This window comes from Bradyrhizobium sp. MOS002, from assembly GCF_003020115.1.
Taxonomy (GTDB): domain Bacteria; phylum Pseudomonadota; class Alphaproteobacteria; order Rhizobiales; family Xanthobacteraceae; genus Bradyrhizobium.
Genome location: NZ_PYFX01000004.1, coordinates 355,567 through 371,823, shown reverse-complemented (window position 1 = coordinate 371,823; position 16,257 = coordinate 355,567). Strand labels below are relative to the sequence as shown.

The following is a 16,257-nucleotide window of genomic DNA, read 5'->3' as shown; positions in this document are numbered from 1 at the left end:
GCTGGGTTAGCTCTGCGGCTGCGCAAAGCGCAGTCCGCAGGGCGTAACCCACCTCTTCTCGCGCGGGTGGCGGATTACGCTTCGCTAATCCGCCCTACGGTTCTGATCTCGCCGCGCCCAGCGCCCGCACCGCGATCGCCACGCACATCACCATCAACACCGCCGCGAGCAGGAACGGCGCGCCGGGCAGCTGCCATGGCGCGCTAGCGCCAATGAAGTATGAAAACGTCAGCGTGAACAGGAACGGGCCGACCAGCTGCGACACGCTCTGCACGCTCGCGGTCGCGCCCTGCAACTGGCCCTGCTGATCGGGCGCGACCAGCCGCGTCATCAGCGATTGCATGGCGGCGCCCGAGATGCCCCATAGCGACATCACGGGAATGCCGATCCAGAACAGCGGCCCGGTCGGCGCCGCGCCGAAGATCACGAAGCCGATCGCGCCACAGCACAGGCCCATCAACAACGCGTTGCGTTCGCCGAGCACGCGCACGATCGGGCCGATCGCGAGCCCCTGCACCACCATGGCGCAGACGCCGACCATCGCCAGCGTCAACCCCACGGTTTTCGAATCCCAGCCGTAGCGATAAGTGGCATAGAGCACGAAGGTCGAGGGCAGCACGACATGCGCGACCTGCGCGATGAAATTGACGACGGACAACGCAGCGAGCACCGCGTTGGAGCGCAGCAGGCGGAGCGCACCGAGCGGATTGGCGCTCCTCCAGCGGAACGGCGCGCGCTTGTCCGGCGCCAGCGATTCCGGCAGGACGAAGAGCCCATAGAGCGCGTTGGCAAAGCTGAAGGCCGCCGAGGCCCAGAACGGCAGGCGCGGATCGATATCGCCGAGCAGGCCGCCCAGTGCCGGGCCCAGCACGAAGCCGGCGCCGAAGGCAGCACCAATCTTGCCGAATACCGCTGCGCGCCGCTCCGGCGGCGTGATGTCGGCAATATAGGCAAAGGCGGTCGAGATGCTGGCCGACGTGATGCCCGAGATGACGCGGCCGACGAACAGCCAGACCAGCGACGGCGCCAGCGCCATCAGCACATAATCGGCCGCGAGCCCGAAATTCGACAGCAGCACCACCGGCCGCCGCCCGAAGCGATCCGACAGCGCGCCGAGCACCGGCGAGAACACGAACTGCATCAGCGCCCAGGCGGTGCCGAACAGGCCGAAGATGCGGGCCGCGTGCGCCGTGTCGTTGTCGACGAAGCGCTCGATCAGTTTTGGCAGGATCGGCATGATCACGCCGAGCGCGAGCATGTCGAGCAGGATGGTGACGAAGATGAAGGCGACCGCGCCGCGCCGGACCGGCGCAGCGCCCTGCGCCATCGCCTCGCCGGCGTCGTTGTTCACGACGGCCGCTTGCGCTTGTGGGCGAACGGATTGGCCTTCTCGCGCAAGGTGATACGCACCGGCGTGCCGGGCAGTTCGAAGGCCTCACGCAACGAATTGGTGAGGTAGCGCAAATAGGATTGCGGCACCGCGTCCGCACGCGAGCAGAACAGCACGAAGCTCGGTGGGCGGGCCTTGGTCTGCGTGATGTAGTTCAGCTTGAGTCGTCGGCCGGACACGGCCGGCGGCGGATTGGCCTGGACCGCTTCCTCGAACCAGCGGTTCAGCGCCGCTGTCGACACACGCCTGTTCCAAAGCGCATAGGCATCCTGGATCGCCTGCATCAATCGATCGATGCCCTCGCCCATCAAGCCGGAGACGGCGACGATCGGCACGCCCTTGATCTGCGGGAGCAAGTGATCGGCATCGCGGCGCAGGTTCGAGATCGCACCGCCGCCCTTGCTCTCCATCAGGTCCCATTTGTTGACGGCGAGCACGACGGCGCGCCCCTCGCGCTCGATCAGGTCGGCGATGCGGAGATCCTGCTCCTCGAAACGGTTCTGCGCATCCATCATCATCACGACGACTTCGGCAAAGCGCACCGCGCGCAGTGCGTCGGCGACCGAGAGCTTTTCGAGCTTCTCCTCGATCCGCGAACGCCGGCGCAGACCTGCGGTGTCGAACACGCGAAACTCGCGGCCCTTCCAGTTGATCTCGACCGCAATGGAATCGCGCGTGGTGCCGGCCTCCGGGCTCGTCAGCAGACGCTCCTCGCCGAGCAGATGATTGATCATCGTCGACTTGCCGGCGTTGGGCCGGCCGACGATCGCGACCCGGATCGGACGCGTGGCCGCCTCTTCCTCCGTCAGCGGCTCGTCGTCCTCGATGTCATCCTCCTCGACGGGCTCCGGCATCAGCTCTCTCAGCGCGTCATAGAGCTCACCCAGGCCCTCGCCGTGCTCGGCCGAGATCTGGATGGGATCGCCGAGGCCGAGCGCGAAAGCCTCCATCGCGCCGGCATCGCCATGCTTGCCTTCGCTCTTGTTGGCGACGAGCATCACCGGCTTGTTGGCCTTGCGGGCGAAATCGGCGAAGGCGCGATCGTTGGGCGTGAGGCCCATGCGGGCATCGATCACGAAGAACAGCGCGTCGGCCTGCGCGATCGCGGCCTCCGTCTGCTCCTGCATGCGGGCGGTCAGCGAGCCCTTGGCGCCCTCATCGAGGCCGGCGGTGTCGATGATCGTGAAGTCGAGATCACCGAGCCTGGCCTCGCCCTCGCGGCGGTCGCGGGTGACGCCGGGCAGGTCATCGACAAGCGCGAGCTTCTGCCCAACCAGGCGGTTGAACAGCGTCGACTTGCCGACATTGGGTCGGCCGATAATGGCAATCTTAAAGGACATGGGTCATTCGTGCGCTGCCGGAGCCGCGCCTGTCAATGAAATGAAAAATTAGCGCGAGAAGCTGCCGCTGGGCATCGGCGCCGGGAAGGCACCCTGCGTTTGCTGCTGGGTGGTCTGGGTCGGTTGCGCCTGCTGGACGGGCTGATCGGGCGGTGGCGCGGTGGTACGCTTGCGCACGATCTTCTGCCTGGGCGGCGGAGTGGCCGCGGGCGGCGCGGCCTCGGGCTGGGCCTCGCCATCGACTTCGCCGGCGGGCGCCCCAGCCGGCGCGACGGCTGCGGTGGCCGGCTGCCTGGTCTTTTTTGCCTTGGCGCCCTTCGCCGGCTTCGGCTCGGGCGGGGGCTCGGTGGGCAGAGCCGCGACGGCCGGTCCGTTCGGATCGGGCTGTTGCTGCGCGCCCTTGTACATGTCCTTCGGAACGCCCTGCTCGAGGCCCGGCACGCCTTCCGGGAACACCGGCTTGCGGTCGCCCGGCAGCTTCTTCTTGGTATCGAGGAAGTCCAGCATGTCGCTCGGATCGAAGCTGGAGCAACCGCCCAGCACGCCCGTGAAGGCGATCAGGACGGCGGCTGCGATCAAGCGTGGCGTGCGGCGCATATCGGTATCTCGTCTCAGCTCTCGGCTCAGCTCTTCGCTACAGGCGGCAGCAGGGCCTGCAGCGCCTCGGCCCGCGAGCGCAGGCCGGGCGGCGTTTCGCCATCCTCGGCAATCGCGTCGAGCCATTTGCGGGCCGCCGTCATGTCGTTGTTACGCCAGGCCGACAGCGCCAGCATCTCGCGGGCGGTATGACGGAAGGTCGATTTGGGCGCGGTGGAGGCTTCCAGCCGCTGCTGCATGTCGGCATAGCCGGCGCTGTCGAGCAGGAGACCGGCGGCGCGGATCTTCGCCAGATCCTGCCACTCGCCGCCTGTGCTGCGGTCGGCGGCGATGTCGTCATACAGCTTGGCGCCTGCCTTGGGATCGCGGGCCGCCGCCTCGGCCGCAGCACGCAGCCGCGCCAGGGTGCGATAGCCCGATGGAGCCTTGGCAGCGAGCTCGGTGAAGGCGGCTTCGGCCTCCGCATGCTTGTCCTGCTCGGACAGCTCGGCAGCCTTCTCGAAGGCGGCGCCGGCCTCGGCGGCCTTCTTGGCCTCCACATACTGGTAAGCGCGCCAGCCACCTACGGCGGCGACGATCAGCACCATCAGGGCGATGAAGACGATCGAATATTTGTCCCACAGCTTCTTGAGCTGTTCGCGACGTACTTCCTCGTCGACTTCGTCAAATAATTCAGACACTTATGCTAATCCCATGCCCGTCCGGGTGCGCGCGCCAAAGCGTTCGCGTCAGGAATCCCGTCCCCACGTGGCGGCGAGGTACCCTATCGATATGGCGGTGGCAAGGCAAAGCAAGCCGGATCAAGGCGTTAACCACCCGGGATCGCCCGGAGACCGCCTGCCCGGCTCAAGTTCCCAGAAGCTCCCGCAGCTGCCGCTTTAGCACCTTGCCATTGGCATTCCGTGGCAGCGGCTCCGCGGTGATCACCATGGTTTCCGGGACCTTGTAGTCGGACAGCCGCTCCGCGCACCAGGCGCGCAAGACCTCGCTGTCCACCGGCGCGCGCGTCACCACCACAGCGTGAACGCGTTCGCCCAGCACCGGGCACGTCTTGGCGACGATCGCGCTCTCGACCACTGCCGGGTGGCCGGCCAGCACGGATTCGACCTCGGCCGAATAGATCTTCAGGCCGCCGCGATTGATCATGTCCTTCCGCCGGTCGAACACCCGGACAAATCCTTCCGCGTCGACCGAGCCGAGATCGCCGGAATGCCAGAACCCGCTGGTGAAGCTTTCGGCCGTGGCTTTTGGATTGTTCCAATAGCCCTTGATGACGGAGGCACTCTGGATCCAGAGCTCGCCGATTTCCCCAGGCGGCAGCTCACGCCCGTCCGCCCCCATCGCCAGGATGCGTGCACCCGGACACGGCAGCCCGACGCTGTCGATATGGCTTGCCGTCAACCTGCCCGGCATGATCGTGGACGGCGATGTCGTCTCGGTCGCGCCGTAGCAGTTCGCCAGTTCGAGGCCGGGAATGATCGCCTCGAGCTTCTCGATGGTGGCAACCGGCATCGGTGCGCCGCCAAAGCCGCCGATGCGCCAGCTCGACAGATCATAGGTCTCGAAATCGGGCTGGAGCAGGCAGAGATTGTACATCGCCGGTACCATCACCGTGTAGGTGACGCGCTCGCGCGCGGCGAGCTTGAGATATTCGCCGGCTTTGAACTCCGGCATGATGATCAGCGCGCCACCGCAGCAGATCATCGTCGTGATGTTGGCGACGACCCCGGTGACGTGGCCGAGAGGCACCGCCGCGATCGAGCGGTCGGCCGCCGTCAATTGCAGGCAGGACGCGAAGATCATCGAGGAATGGACGATGTTGCAATGGGCGAGCATCGCGCCCTTCGGCTTGCCTGTCGTGCCCGAGGTGTAGAGGATCATCGCGGTGTCCTCCTCGCTCGTCTCGACCGGTGCGGAGGCCGGAGCGTTGTCGGCGAGCACCGCGAAATGCGACAGGGCCGGATCGTCGTCGACGGCGATGCGGTGGATTATGTCGGGCACATCCAGCGCGTCCGGCAGACGCACCGCGAGCGCCGCCTCGTGGACCAATATCTTTGCGCCGCAATCGCTGAGGACATAGGCGATTTCCGGCTTCTGCTGGCGCGTGCTGAGCAGCACCGCGACAAGCCCCTCATGCGCGGCAGCAAACAGCAGCAGCGGGAATTCGACGCGGTTGCCCAGCAGGATCGCGACACGGTCTCCGCGCTGCAATCCGAGCTTGCGAAATCCCGCCGCGATCCGCGCAGCCTGCTCGGCGGCCTGCCGCCAGCTCAGCCGGACATGGCCTGCGATCAGCGCTTCGCCGTCGGGATTGCGGGCGCGGGCGCCCGCGATCATCTCCCAGAGGCTCGATGGCCGATCGCAAAATGCCTGCAACACCCGATCGCCGAAGCGCGCCTCGAACCGCATCGGTGGGATCTGAGATTGCGACCAGTCCATCGGAATGCCCCTGGCTTGTTGCTCTCGTTACCTTCCGCGGATGGGCATGCCGGTGCTGTCTTGTGCTGATCGGCTAGCCGCCCATCACGGGAACGCCGATGACGACGGGATGGAACGCAAAAGCCAGCGCCAGATACGCGACGATTCCGACCACGACCGCGATCAGATCGTTGGTGACGCCGCCGACCGGTATCGGCGGACCGCCACCATCGGTGCGACGCTTCAGCGTGATGCGATCATACACCGCCCAGCCCAGGAAGGAGCCGAACAGGATGATGGAGCCGAGATCGCCATTGGCCAGAAGATGCGCCGCCGCCCACAGCTTGATGCCGGCCAACATCGGGTGCTTCAGCGTCGCATAGATGCGGCCGCGCAGATAGGACGCAACCACCAGGATGACCGCGGGCAGCATCAGTGCGAGCGTGATGTGCTTCAGCGCCTTCGGCGGATACCAGACGTCGATCCAGCCCGTCGCACGGTAATGCGCGAAGCCCCAGATGATCAACGCGAGCCCCGCGATCGAGGCAAGCGCATAGAGGATCTTGTAGGTCCCCTCGCCCAGTCTCGCGATGGCCTGCGCGCGCGCCTCGCGTTTCGTCGTGAACACATGAGCCGCAAAAAACAGCGCAAGCCCCAGGATCATAACCAGCAGACCCACGAGATTCTCCCCTCGACCAGCGCCCCGGCCCATGGCGTATCATCGATTGGCCGCGGATCGCAACTCTCACCCCTCATGGTGAGGAGGCGCGAAGCGCCGTCTCGGACCATGCAGGCCCGGCTGCTGCAACACCGCGGCCTGCCTGCATCCTTCGAGACGCGCGTGAAGAACGCGCTCCTCAGGATGAGGGGATGGAGTAATCTTTGCGGCTATTTGCCGATCTCGCGATTGTCGACATACCGGATCGCGATCGGCCGCCCGGCGAGGGCACCGCCAAGACCGCCGGTGAATTTCAGCGGCAGGCAGGCGTTCAACGATGAATTGACCGCATTGAGGTAGGTGGTTCTCGTCTCGGCGGGGACGCCCGCGGTCGCAAAGGTCAGACGCGGCGGGCCGATCAGGCCGCCCGCCTTGTTGAAGCTGAAGCGCACGGCGATCTGCATGCCCGCGCGGGCATTGTCCGTTGGCGGCGACCAGCAGGTGCGCAGCTCGGCGAAGAGATCGCCGATCGTGTCGAGATCGTGATCCGGCTTCTGGTATTTGGCGCGATCGGCCTCCGCCGGCACGCTTTGGATCGTGAGCTGGAGGTTCTGGCCGTAGGGATAGTCGATCTCGGGAATGCAGGGACCAGGCTCAAGCGGGCTGCAATAGGACGGCGTGCAGGGCCTGCCGTCGAGCACGCTGCACGGCTCGTGCGAAAACGGAATTGGGTTGATTTGCCGAGGCCGCGCGTCCGCGGCAATCGTCGAGATCGCCAGCAGGAGGAAAACAAGGATGCCGCGCCACATGCAGTGAACTCGCAAGGCCACATGGGTGAACGTGGCATTGCCGCCGGCAACGTCAAGCCTGCGGCTGTTCACATGCGCGCGTCCAAGGACGGTGTCGTCGTCCGGCTTGACCGGACGACCCAGTACTCCGAGACGTTTGTGATTGAGCCGAGAGGCTGCGGCGTACTGGATGCCCCGCTTTCGCGGGGCATGACAGCGGAGGGGGAGGAGCGGACGGAGCTACCCCCTAGCCCTTCTTCTTGACGTCCTTGACGTTGGTGAACTCGATGCCCTCGGCACGTTCCCTGGTGTAGCCGAGATAGAACTCGTTCCGCGCCAGATAGACGGGATCGCCGTCGACATCGTCGGCGATGCTGGAAGTGTTGGCAGCGATGAAGGTATCGAGCTTCTTGCGGTCGTCCGAAGAGACCCAGCGTGCAAGCTGGAACTCGCTGACCTCGAATTCGACCGGCAGGGAATATTCCGCATCCAGCCGCGCCTTGAGCACGTCGAGCTGGAGCGCGCCGACGACGCCGACCAACGCGGGTGCGCCGTCGCGCGGGCGGAACACCTGCACCACGCCCTCTTCCGACATCTGCTGAAGCGCTTCCTTCAGCTTCTTCGCTTTCATCGCATCGGTGAGACGCACGCGGCGGACGATTTCCGGCGCAAAGCTCGGCACGCCCACGAAGTTGAAATCCTCACCGTCGGTCAGCGTGTCGCCGATGCGCAGGGTGCCGTGATTGGGGATGCCGACGACGTCGCCGGCGTAGGCCTCGTCCGCAACCGAACGGTCCTGCGCGAAGAAGAATTGCGGGCTGGACAGCGGCATGCTCTTGCCGGTGCGTACGAGCTTGGCCTTCATGCCGCGGCTGAGCTTGCCGGAGCACAGGCGGGCGAAGGCGATACGGTCGCGGTGGTTGGGATCCATGTTGGCCTGGATCTTGAACACGAAGGCGCTCATGCGCGGATCGGTGGCCTCCACCTTGCGCTGGTCGCTCTCTTGCGCGCGCGGTTCGGGCGCGAACTTGCCAAGTCCCTGCAGCAGGTCGCCGACACCGAAATTGCGCAGCGCGCTGCCGAAATAAACCGGCGTCAGATGGCCCTCGCGAAACGCTTCGAGTTCGAACGGCTTTGAAGCCGCGGTGACGAGCTCGAGCTCGTCCTTGACCGCCGACACGTCGAGATTGGCGTTGAGCTTGGCAAGCTCGGCGATCTCGATCTGCTGCGCCGCGCCGGTCTTGGCGCCGCCGCCTTCGAGCAGGCGCACGCCGCCATTGACGACGTCATAGGTGCCGAGGAACTCGCGGCCCCGGCCGACAGGCCAGGTCATCGGCGTGGTATCGAGCGCCAGCGTCTTCTCGATCTCGTCGAGAAGCTCGAAGACGTCGCGGCTCTCGCGGTCCATCTTGTTGATGAAGGTGATGATCGGGATGTCGCGAAGACGACACACCTCGAACAGCTTTCGGGTACGCGCTTCGATGCCCTTGGCGGCGTCGATCACCATGACCGCGGAATCGACCGCCGTGAGCGTCCGATAGGTGTCTTCCGAAAAGTCCTCGTGTCCCGGCGTGTCCAGCAGGTTGAACACGAGGCCCTCGAACTCGAAGGTCATGACCGAAGTCACGACCGAGATGCCGCGCTCGCGCTCGATCTTCATCCAGTCCGAACGCGTGTTGCGCCGCTCGCCCTTGGCCTTGACCTGGCCGGCCAGGTTGATGGCGCCGCCGAACAGCAGCAGCTTTTCGGTCAGCGTGGTCTTGCCGGCGTCCGGATGCGAGATGATCGCAAAGGTACGCCGCCGCGACACTTCAGCGGCAAGCGAGGAACGGGCCGTCGATTCGGCTGTGGTGGCGATGTCGGACATTGCGGCAGCGTTTGGCAGGGAAAATGAGCCTGATCAAGCCTCATCTGGTGATTGCGGAGCCTGACGGCCAGCCCCATATCCGGCTCGGATCAGGTTGGGAGGGACGGCCTTCCCTTCCTATCAGCACACCAGTCGCGGGGACGACCCTGCCTTGAATGGAGGGTCGTCATGGCCTGGAGCATCCTGTTCGTCGCCGGTCTGCTGGAAATCTCCTGGGCGATCGGCCTCAAATATACCGAGGGTTTCACCAAGCTCGTTCCGTCGGTCCTCACGCTCGGCGCCATGGCCGGCAGCATCATCCTGCTCGGGCTCGCCCTCAAATCGCTGCCGATTGGAACCGCTTATGCAGTCTGGACCGGCATCGGCGCGGTCGGCACCGCGACGCTCGGCATCGTCCTGTTCGGCGAGCCGGCCACCGCGTTCCGCCTTGCCAGCATCGGGCTGATCGTCGCCGGGATCGTCGGGCTGAAGCTGGTTACCTGACGAAGATCTTGACCGCCCACCAGCTCAGCGCGGCGACGATGGCCGAGGCCGGCATCGTGATCACCCAGGCATAGACGATCGAGCTGGCGACGTTCCAGCGCACCGCCGAGAGGCGGCGGGCGGCGCCGACACCGACGATGGCGCCGGTGATGGTGTGGGTGGTCGAGACGGGAACGCCGAGGAAGGTCGCCATGAACAGGGTCGCGGCACCGCCGGTCTCGGCGCAAAAGCCCTGCATCGGGGTCAACTTGGTGATGCGCAGGCCCATGGTCCGAACGATGCGCCAGCCGCCCATCAAGGTCCCCATCGCCATCGCGGCCTGGCACGAGAGCACCACCCAGAAAGGTACGAAAAATTCGCCGCCGAGCTGGCCCTGCGAATAGAGCAGCACGGCGATGATGCCCATGGTCTTCTGCGCGTCGTTGCCGCCATGGCCGAGCGAATAGAGCGAGGCGGAGGCGAATTGCAGGATGCGGAAGGCGCGATCCACGGCAAAGGGGGTGGAGCGCACCGAGGCCCAGGAGACGATCGCAACCAGCACCATCGCGAGCAGGAAGCCGACCAGCGGAGACAGCACGATGGCGATCACCGTCTTGGACAATCCGCTCCAGACCGCCGCCGAAAGCCCGGCTTTGGCTACGCCTGCACCAAACAAGCCGCCGATCAATGCGTGAGACGAGGACGATGGGATGCCGAGCGCCCATGTCACCAGGTTCCAGACGATGGCGCCGACCAGCGCCGCGAAGATCACCTGGGCATCCACGATCGCGGGATCGATGATGCCGGTGCCGATGGTCTGGGCGACGTGCAGCCCGAACACCATGAACGCGACGAAATTGAAGAACGCGGCCCAGAACACCGCGTATTGCGGCCGCAGCACGCGGGTCGAGACGATGGTCGCGATTGAATTGGCAGCGTCGTGCAGGCCGTTCAGGAAGTCGAACAGCAGCGCGACGGCGATCAATCCGACCAGGACGGGAAGACCCAACGCAACATCCACGGCGTGGCCCCTGCCCTAAACTTGCTCGATGACGATGCTGTTGATCTCGTTCGCGACGTCGTCGAAGCGATCGGCGACTTTCTCGAGATGGTCGTAGATCTCTGCGCCGACGATGAAATCCATCGCGTTGCCGTTGCGATGCTTGAGGAACAGTTCCTTCAGCCCGATATCGTGGAGATCGTCGACGCGGCCTTCCAGCTTGCCCAGCTCTTCCGTGATCGCGGTCAGCATGGCCACGTTCTGACCGATCTTCTGCATCAGCGGCAGCGCGCGGCCGACCAGATTGGCACATTCGATCAGAAGTCCGCCGATCTCCCGCATCGGCGGCTCGAAGGTGCGGACCTCGAACAGCATCACGGCCTTGGCGGTCTGCTGCATCTGGTCGATGGCGTCGTCCATCGAGGTGATCAGGTTCTTGATGTCACCGCGGTCGAACGGGGTGATGAAGGTGCGGCGCACCGCGGTCAGCACCTCACGGGTGATGTTGTCGGCATCGTTCTCGAACTGATTGACGCGCTGGCAATAGACCGGCGTCTCCTCGCCCCCGTTTAGCATGCTCTGCAGCGCGATCGAGCCCTGGATCACGGTCTGGGCGTGGCGGTCGAACAGGTCGAAGAACCGTTCTTCCTTGGGCAGGAAAGCGCGAAACAATCGCATCATGGGGGAGAAACTACCGGTTGGATAATGGCCTGGCCCAGCGGGCCGTCATGAAACTGTCATAGACCATTTTCGATCCACGCGCGTGCCACCTCACGCCCGTGGCGCCGGATCATCCACCGCTTTCACGCGCCAACAAATTCGACGCCATATCAATGGCTTACAGCGACCGCCGGAAGTAATGCGCGATTTCGCCGATTACGCCACGGCGGAAGGTGAGCACGCAGATCACGAAGATCGAGCCCTGGATCACGGTCACCCACTGGCCGAACCCCGCCAGATATTGCTGCATGGCGATGATCACGAAGGCGCCGACCACGGGACCGAAGACGGTTCCGAGTCCGCCGACCAGCGTCATCAGCACGACCTCGCCCGACATCGACCAGTGCACGTCGGTGAGCGAGGCATTCTGCGCCACGAAGACTTTCAGCGCACCGGCAAAGCCGGCCAGCGTGCCCGACAGGACGAAAGCCAGGAACTTGTACTGATCGGTCCGGTAACCCAGCGAGATCGCGCGCGGCTCGTTCTCGCGGATCGCCTTGAGGACTTCGCCGAACGGCGAGTTGATGATGCGGAAGATCAGCAGGAAGCCGGCGAGGAAGCCGACCAGAACCACGTAGTAGAGCACGGTCGGCTTGGTCAGATCGAAGACGCCGAACATGCGTCCCTGCGGAATGCCCTGGATGCCGTCTTCGCCATGGGTGAACGGCGCCTGGAGGTAGATGAAGTACAAGAGCTGCGACAGCGCCAGCGTGATCATCGAGAAATAGATGCCCTGGCGGCGGATCGAGATATAGCCCGTGATGAGCGAGAGCACGAAGGCGCCGGCGACGCCGACGAGAATGCCAAGCTCCGGCGGCAACGCCCAGACCTTCAGCGCATGCGCGCTGCAATAGCCGGCCGTCCCTAAGAACATCGCATGGCCGAAGGACAGCAAACCGCCATAGCCGATCAGCAGGTTGAAGGCGCAGGCGAGCAGCGCGAAGCACAGCGCCTGCATCACGAAGAACGGGTAGACTCCCGTGAATGGCACCGAAGCCAGCAGCAGCGCCATCACCACGAACACGATCATCTCGTCGCGGATCGTGCGTGGGGTTACCGGCAGCGTGTCGTCCGTCAAGGCTGTCATATCAGGCCGCCCTTCCCGTCAATCCCGTTGGCTTCACCAAGAGCACCAGCACCATCAGCACGAACACGACGGTGTTGGAGGCCTCGGGGTAGAAATATTTGGTCAGGCCCTCAATCACACCGAGCGCGAAGCCGGTGATGATGGAGCCCATGATCGATCCCATGCCGCCGATCACGACCACCGCGAACACCACGATGATGAGGTCGGCGCCCATCAGCGGCCGCACCTGGTTGATCGGCGCCGACAGCACGCCGGCGAGCGCGGCAAGGCCGACACCGAGGCCGTAGGTCAGCGTGATCATGCGCGGCACGTTGACGCCGAAGGCGCGCACCAGCGTCGGGTTTTCGGTGGCGGCGCGCAAATAGGCGCCGAGCCGCGTCTTCTCGATCAGGAACCAGGTCGCGATGCAGACCACCAGCGAGAAGATGACGACCCAGCCGCGATAGACCGGCAGGAACATGAAGCCGAGATTCATGCCGCCCTTGAGCTGATCCGGAATGGCGTAAGGCAGGCCGGAGGAGCCGAAATAGTTCTGGAACACGCCCTGCACGATCAGCGCAATGCCGAAGGTCAGGAGCAGGCCGTAGAGATGATCGAGCCCGGTCAGCCATTGCAGCATGGTCCGTTCCAGGATCATGCCGAAGATGCCGACGATGATCGGTGCAAACAGCAACGCCCACCAATAGTTGATGCCGCCGAGGTTCAGCAGGAAGTAGGCGACGAACGCGCCCATCATGTAGAGCGCGCCATGGGCGAAATTGATGATGTTGAGCATGCCGAAGATCACGGCAAGCCCGAGACTGAGCAGCGCGTAGAACGAGCCGTTGATCAGTCCCACCAGTAGCTGAGCGTAAAGAGCCTGCATCGATCCCGCACCCGGTCCTTCGGCGTTCCCTGAAAGTCGCCCGCAGGCCTGATGGCCTGCGGGCGGTTATCCTACTTCTTCAACAGCGCGCACTTGCTCTCGGACAGCGGCGTGAAGGCCTGGTCGCCCGGCACCGTGCCGACCAGCTTGTAGAAGTCCCACGGTCCCTTGGACTCGGAGGGCTTCTTCACCTCGAACAGATAGGCATTGTGGATGGTGCGGCCGTTGGGCTGGATCTCGCCTTTGCCGAACAGATCGTCTTCCGTCGGCATCGACTTCATCTTCTCGACGACCTTGGCGCCGTCATGCGGGTTGCCGCCGAGCGCCTCCAACGCCTTGAAATAGTGACGCACGCCCGCATAGACGCCGGCCTGCACCATAGTGGGCGGCGCGTTGTTCTTCATCTTCTCGGCGAAGCGCTTCGAGAACGCCCGGGTCTGGTCGTTCATGTCCCAGTAAAAGGTCTCGGTGAAGTTGAGGCCCTGTGCGGTCTCGAGGCCGATCGCCTTGACGTCGGTGAGGAACAGCAGCAGCGCCGCGAGCTTCTGGCCGCCCTTGACGATGCCGAATTCGGCCGCCTGCTTGATCGTGTTGGTGGTGTCGCCGCCGGCATTGGCAAGACCGATGATCTTGGCCTTGGAGGCCTGCGCCTGCAGCAGGAAGGACGAGAAGTCCGGCGTGTTCAGCGGGTGCTTGACGCCGCCGACCACCTTACCGCCGTTTGCGGTAACGACAGCGGTGGTGTCGCGCTCCAGCGCCGCGCCAAAGGCGTAGTCCGCGGTCAGGAAGAACCAGGTGTCGCCGCCGGCCTTCACCAGCGCCTGGCCCGTGGTGTGGGCCAGCATGTAGGTGTCGTAGGTCCAGTGCACCGTGTTGGGCGAGCACTGCGCGTTGGTCAAATCCGAGGTCGCCGCGCCCGAGTTGATATAGACGCCGTTCTTTTCCTTGATGACGTTGTTGACCGCAAGCGCGACGCCCGAATTCGGCACGTCGACGATGACGTCGACCTTGTCGACGTCGAACCATTGCCGCGCGATCGCGGTGCCGATGTCGGGCTTGTTCTGGTGATCGCCCGAGATGATGTCGATCTTCCAGCCCTTCGCAGCCAGGCCGGAATCTTCAATGGCCATCTGCGCGGCGAGCGTCGAGCCCGGTCCGCCGAGGTCGGCATAGAGCCCGGACTGATCGGACAGCGCGCCGATCTTGACGGTCTTGTCCTGCGCGAAGGCTGCACCGGTGGCGCTCACGGCCAGCGCCGTGCCGAGCAGAAACGACGCAATCGACTTTGTCATCATGCTACTTCCCTATGAATCTTTTTGTTGGCAGTTCTAGACGCCGAGATAGGTGTGGAGCTTGTCCATGTTGGCGGCAAGCTCCGCATTGGAAAATCCGTCAATGATCTTGCCGTGCTCGACCACGTAATAGCGGTCGGCAACGGTGGATGCGAACCGGAAGTTCTGCTCGACCAGGAGGATCGTGAAGCCCTCCTTCTTGAGCCGCGCAATGGTGTGGCCGATCTGCTGGATGATGACGGGCGCGAGACCCTCGGTCGGCTCGTCAAGCATCAGGAAGTTCGCGCCGGTGCGCAGGATGCGCGCGATCGCGAGCATCTGCTGCTCGCCGCCGGAGAGTTTGGTTCCCTGGCTGTTGAGCCGCTCCTTCAGGTTCGGAAACAGATCGAAGATCTGCTCGAGCGGCAATCCGCCGGGGCGCACCACCGGTGGCAACAGCAGGTTCTCCCGGACATCGAGACTGGCGAAAATTCCCCGCTCTTCCGGGCAGAACGCGATACCCATCCGCGCGATCTTGTCCGAGGTCGTGCGGATGATGTCCTGGTCGTTGAACTTCACCGAGCCGGTGCGCTTGCCGATGATGCCCATGATCGACTTCAGCGTGGTGGTCTTGCCGGCGCCGTTGCGCCCGAGCAGGGTGACGACCTCGCCCGCGTTCACGTCGAAGTTGATCCCGTGCAGGATGTGGGACTCGCCGTACCAGGCTTCCAGGTTGCGGACCTGGAGGAGGTTGCCGCCGCTCGCGGCCTTTGCGGGAGCTTCCGCCGTTGCAGTCTCAGCCATGACCGGCTCCCAGATAGGCTTCCTTGACGCGTTCGTCCTTGGTGAGCTCGCTGTAATGGCCTTGCGCCAGCACCTGCCCGCGCGTCAACACGGTGATGATGTCGGAGAGATTGGCCACGACGCTCAGATTATGCTCGACCATCAGGATGGTATATTTCGCGGAGATGCGCTTGATCAGCGCCGCGATCTTGTCGATATCCTCGTGACCCATGCCGGCCATCGGCTCGTCCAGCAGCATCATCTCGGGGTCGAGCGCGAGCGTGGTTGCGATCTCCAGTGCGCGCTTGCGCCCGTAGGGCATCTCGACCGCGGGCGTATTGGAAAACTCGCTGAGGCCGACATCGTTCAGCAGCTCGCGCGCGCGGTCGTTGAACTGGTTGAGCACCGACTTGGAGCGCCAGAAATCGAACGAGCTGCCGTGCTGGCGCTGAAGCGCGACGCGGACGTTTTCCAGCGCGGTGAGATGGGGAAATACCGCCGAAATCTGGAACGAGCGTACCAGCCCCAGGCGGGCCACGTCGGCGGGCGCCATCGCGGTGATGTCCTGCCCCTTGTACAGGATTTTTCCGGCAGACGGTTTGAGGAACTTGGTCAAAAGATTGAAGCACGTCGTCTTGCCGGCGCCGTTCGGGCCGATCAACGCGTGAATGCTCCCACGGCGAACCTTGAGCGCAACGTCGCGGACGGCGAAGAAGCCCGCGAACTCCTTGGTCAAGCCTTCCGTTTCGAGAATGAACTCATCGGCCAAACAGTTTTCCCCCTGCCCGCACAACGCGCGTGGCTATCCTTGTTGCTTCGGCTTTCCGGAGGCCTTGGAGCCACTCCCTGGAGCCCATCCGGAACGCCGCCTCCGGGCGCGGAATATGCCGGAGGTGACGGGGGTTAGGCAAGGCGGAAAGCTGAGCAGGTCAGGTCTCCGGCCGGGAGACTTATGCTCCCTTAGTCGGACGTGTTTTGATGTCGCGCCTGCCCGGCCTCCCGGTTCGCAAA

Annotated in this window: 16 protein-coding genes; 1 reads left to right on the top strand and 15 read right to left on the bottom strand. The window is 64.4% G+C overall.

Annotated elements, in window-relative coordinates; all coding sequences use genetic code 11:
- Positions 1 to 94: 94 nt before the first annotated feature.
- The 8 genes from C7G41_RS14700 to C7G41_RS14665 all read right to left on the bottom strand — a co-directional run bounded on the left by C7G41_RS14700 (position 95) and on the right by C7G41_RS14665 (position 9,058).
- Positions 95 to 1,351 carry a TCR/Tet family MFS transporter gene (locus C7G41_RS14700; protein WP_106943250.1) on the bottom strand — a complete coding sequence of 419 codons (1,257 nt, stop codon included), beginning with the start codon at positions 1,349 to 1,351 and terminating at the stop codon, positions 95 to 97.
- Positions 1,348 to 2,730: a ribosome biogenesis GTPase Der gene (gene der, locus C7G41_RS14695; RefSeq protein ID WP_106943249.1), complete on the bottom strand. Its 1,383-nt coding sequence runs from the start codon at positions 2,728 to 2,730 to the stop codon at positions 1,348 to 1,350. The genes C7G41_RS14700 and der overlap by 4 nt, the downstream gene beginning before the upstream one ends.
- A gap of 48 nt (positions 2,731 to 2,778) precedes the next feature.
- Entirely contained in the window at positions 2,779 to 3,327 is a 549-nt protein-coding gene (locus C7G41_RS14690; protein WP_106943248.1) for a hypothetical protein, read from the bottom strand.
- A gap of 26 nt (positions 3,328 to 3,353) precedes the next feature.
- Positions 3,354 to 4,007: a tetratricopeptide repeat protein gene (locus C7G41_RS14685; RefSeq protein ID WP_106943247.1), complete on the bottom strand. Its 654-nt coding sequence runs from the start codon at positions 4,005 to 4,007 to the stop codon at positions 3,354 to 3,356.
- 166 nt (positions 4,008 to 4,173) lie between these two features.
- A complete protein-coding gene (locus C7G41_RS14680; RefSeq protein WP_106943246.1) occupies positions 4,174 to 5,766 on the bottom strand; it encodes a class I adenylate-forming enzyme family protein in 1,593 nt (530 codons plus the stop codon).
- Between the two features lie 73 nt (positions 5,767 to 5,839).
- Positions 5,840 to 6,424, bottom strand: a complete 585-nt coding sequence (locus C7G41_RS14675; RefSeq protein WP_106943245.1) for an NnrU family protein — start codon at positions 6,422 to 6,424, stop codon at positions 5,840 to 5,842.
- Between the two features lie 209 nt (positions 6,425 to 6,633).
- Complete coding sequence (locus tag C7G41_RS14670; protein WP_106943244.1) at positions 6,634 to 7,212, bottom strand: hypothetical protein; 579 nt, start codon at positions 7,210 to 7,212, stop codon at positions 6,634 to 6,636.
- A 226-nt stretch (positions 7,213 to 7,438) separates the two neighbouring features.
- Entirely contained in the window at positions 7,439 to 9,058 is a 1,620-nt protein-coding gene (locus C7G41_RS14665) for a peptide chain release factor 3 (protein WP_085352891.1), read from the bottom strand.
- A 168-nt stretch (positions 9,059 to 9,226) separates the two neighbouring features.
- On the opposite strand from C7G41_RS14665, the gene sugE reads away from it, so the two are divergent.
- On the top strand, positions 9,227 to 9,541 hold the full coding sequence (sugE, locus tag C7G41_RS14660) for a quaternary ammonium compound efflux SMR transporter SugE (RefSeq protein ID WP_027517487.1): 315 nt from the start codon (positions 9,227 to 9,229) through the stop codon (positions 9,539 to 9,541).
- On the opposite strand, the gene C7G41_RS14655 is transcribed toward sugE, so the two are convergent.
- The 7 genes from C7G41_RS14655 to C7G41_RS14625 form a co-directional block, all read right to left on the bottom strand.
- Positions 9,534 to 10,541 (bottom strand): inorganic phosphate transporter, encoded by a 1,008-nt coding sequence (locus C7G41_RS14655; protein ID WP_085395960.1) that lies wholly within the window; start codon positions 10,539 to 10,541, stop codon positions 9,534 to 9,536. The two genes, sugE and C7G41_RS14655, sit on opposite strands and share 8 nt — an antisense overlap.
- 15 nt (positions 10,542 to 10,556) lie before the next feature.
- Positions 10,557 to 11,201, bottom strand: coding sequence for a DUF47 domain-containing protein (locus C7G41_RS14650; RefSeq protein WP_106943243.1), 645 nt, complete (start codon positions 11,199 to 11,201; stop codon positions 10,557 to 10,559).
- Between the two features lie 157 nt (positions 11,202 to 11,358).
- Entirely contained in the window at positions 11,359 to 12,327 is a 969-nt protein-coding gene (locus C7G41_RS14645) for a branched-chain amino acid ABC transporter permease (RefSeq protein WP_027517484.1), read from the bottom strand.
- A gap of 1 nt (position 12,328) precedes the next feature.
- The gene (locus tag C7G41_RS14640; RefSeq protein WP_027569632.1) at positions 12,329 to 13,192 is read right to left on the bottom strand and encodes a branched-chain amino acid ABC transporter permease; all 864 of its coding nucleotides are present in this window, start codon (positions 13,190 to 13,192) and stop codon (positions 12,329 to 12,331) included.
- 71 nt (positions 13,193 to 13,263) lie between these two features.
- A complete protein-coding gene (locus tag C7G41_RS14635) occupies positions 13,264 to 14,487 on the bottom strand; it encodes an ABC transporter substrate-binding protein (protein ID WP_106943242.1) in 1,224 nt (407 codons plus the stop codon).
- Positions 14,488 to 14,520: 33 nt separating this feature from the next.
- Positions 14,521 to 15,267: an ABC transporter ATP-binding protein gene (locus C7G41_RS14630; RefSeq protein ID WP_106943241.1), complete on the bottom strand. Its 747-nt coding sequence runs from the start codon at positions 15,265 to 15,267 to the stop codon at positions 14,521 to 14,523.
- Complete coding sequence (locus tag C7G41_RS14625) at positions 15,260 to 16,015, bottom strand: ABC transporter ATP-binding protein (protein WP_018459153.1); 756 nt, start codon at positions 16,013 to 16,015, stop codon at positions 15,260 to 15,262. Before C7G41_RS14625 ends, C7G41_RS14630 begins: the two co-directional genes overlap by 8 nt.
- Positions 16,016 to 16,257: the final 242 nt, after the last annotated feature.

What these genes read in the sequence shown, in the direction of transcription:
- C7G41_RS14665 (WP_085352891.1), bottom strand. Translation starts at nt 9,058, where the DNA reads ATGTCCGACATCGCCACCACAGCCGAATCGACGGCCCGTTCCTCGCTT.
- sugE (WP_027517487.1), top strand. Translation starts at nt 9,227, where the DNA reads ATGGCCTGGAGCATCCTGTTCGTCGCCGGTCTGCTGGAAATCTCCTGG.
- C7G41_RS14680 (WP_106943246.1), bottom strand. Translation starts at nt 5,766, where the DNA reads ATGGACTGGTCGCAATCTCAGATCCCACCGATGCGGTTCGAGGCGCGC.
- C7G41_RS14670 (WP_106943244.1), bottom strand. Translation starts at nt 7,212, where the DNA reads ATGTGGCGCGGCATCCTTGTTTTCCTCCTGCTGGCGATCTCGACGATT.
- C7G41_RS14635 (WP_106943242.1), bottom strand. Translation starts at nt 14,487, where the DNA reads ATGATGACAAAGTCGATTGCGTCGTTTCTGCTCGGCACGGCGCTGGCC.
- C7G41_RS14650 (WP_106943243.1), bottom strand. Translation starts at nt 11,201, where the DNA reads ATGATGCGATTGTTTCGCGCTTTCCTGCCCAAGGAAGAACGGTTCTTC.
- C7G41_RS14630 (WP_106943241.1), bottom strand. Translation starts at nt 15,267, where the DNA reads ATGGCTGAGACTGCAACGGCGGAAGCTCCCGCAAAGGCCGCGAGCGGC.
- C7G41_RS14690 (WP_106943248.1), bottom strand. Translation starts at nt 3,327, where the DNA reads ATGCGCCGCACGCCACGCTTGATCGCAGCCGCCGTCCTGATCGCCTTC.
- C7G41_RS14640 (WP_027569632.1), bottom strand. Translation starts at nt 13,192, where the DNA reads ATGCAGGCTCTTTACGCTCAGCTACTGGTGGGACTGATCAACGGCTCG.
- der (WP_106943249.1), bottom strand. Translation starts at nt 2,730, where the DNA reads ATGTCCTTTAAGATTGCCATTATCGGCCGACCCAATGTCGGCAAGTCG.
- C7G41_RS14645 (WP_027517484.1), bottom strand. Translation starts at nt 12,327, where the DNA reads ATGACAGCCTTGACGGACGACACGCTGCCGGTAACCCCACGCACGATC.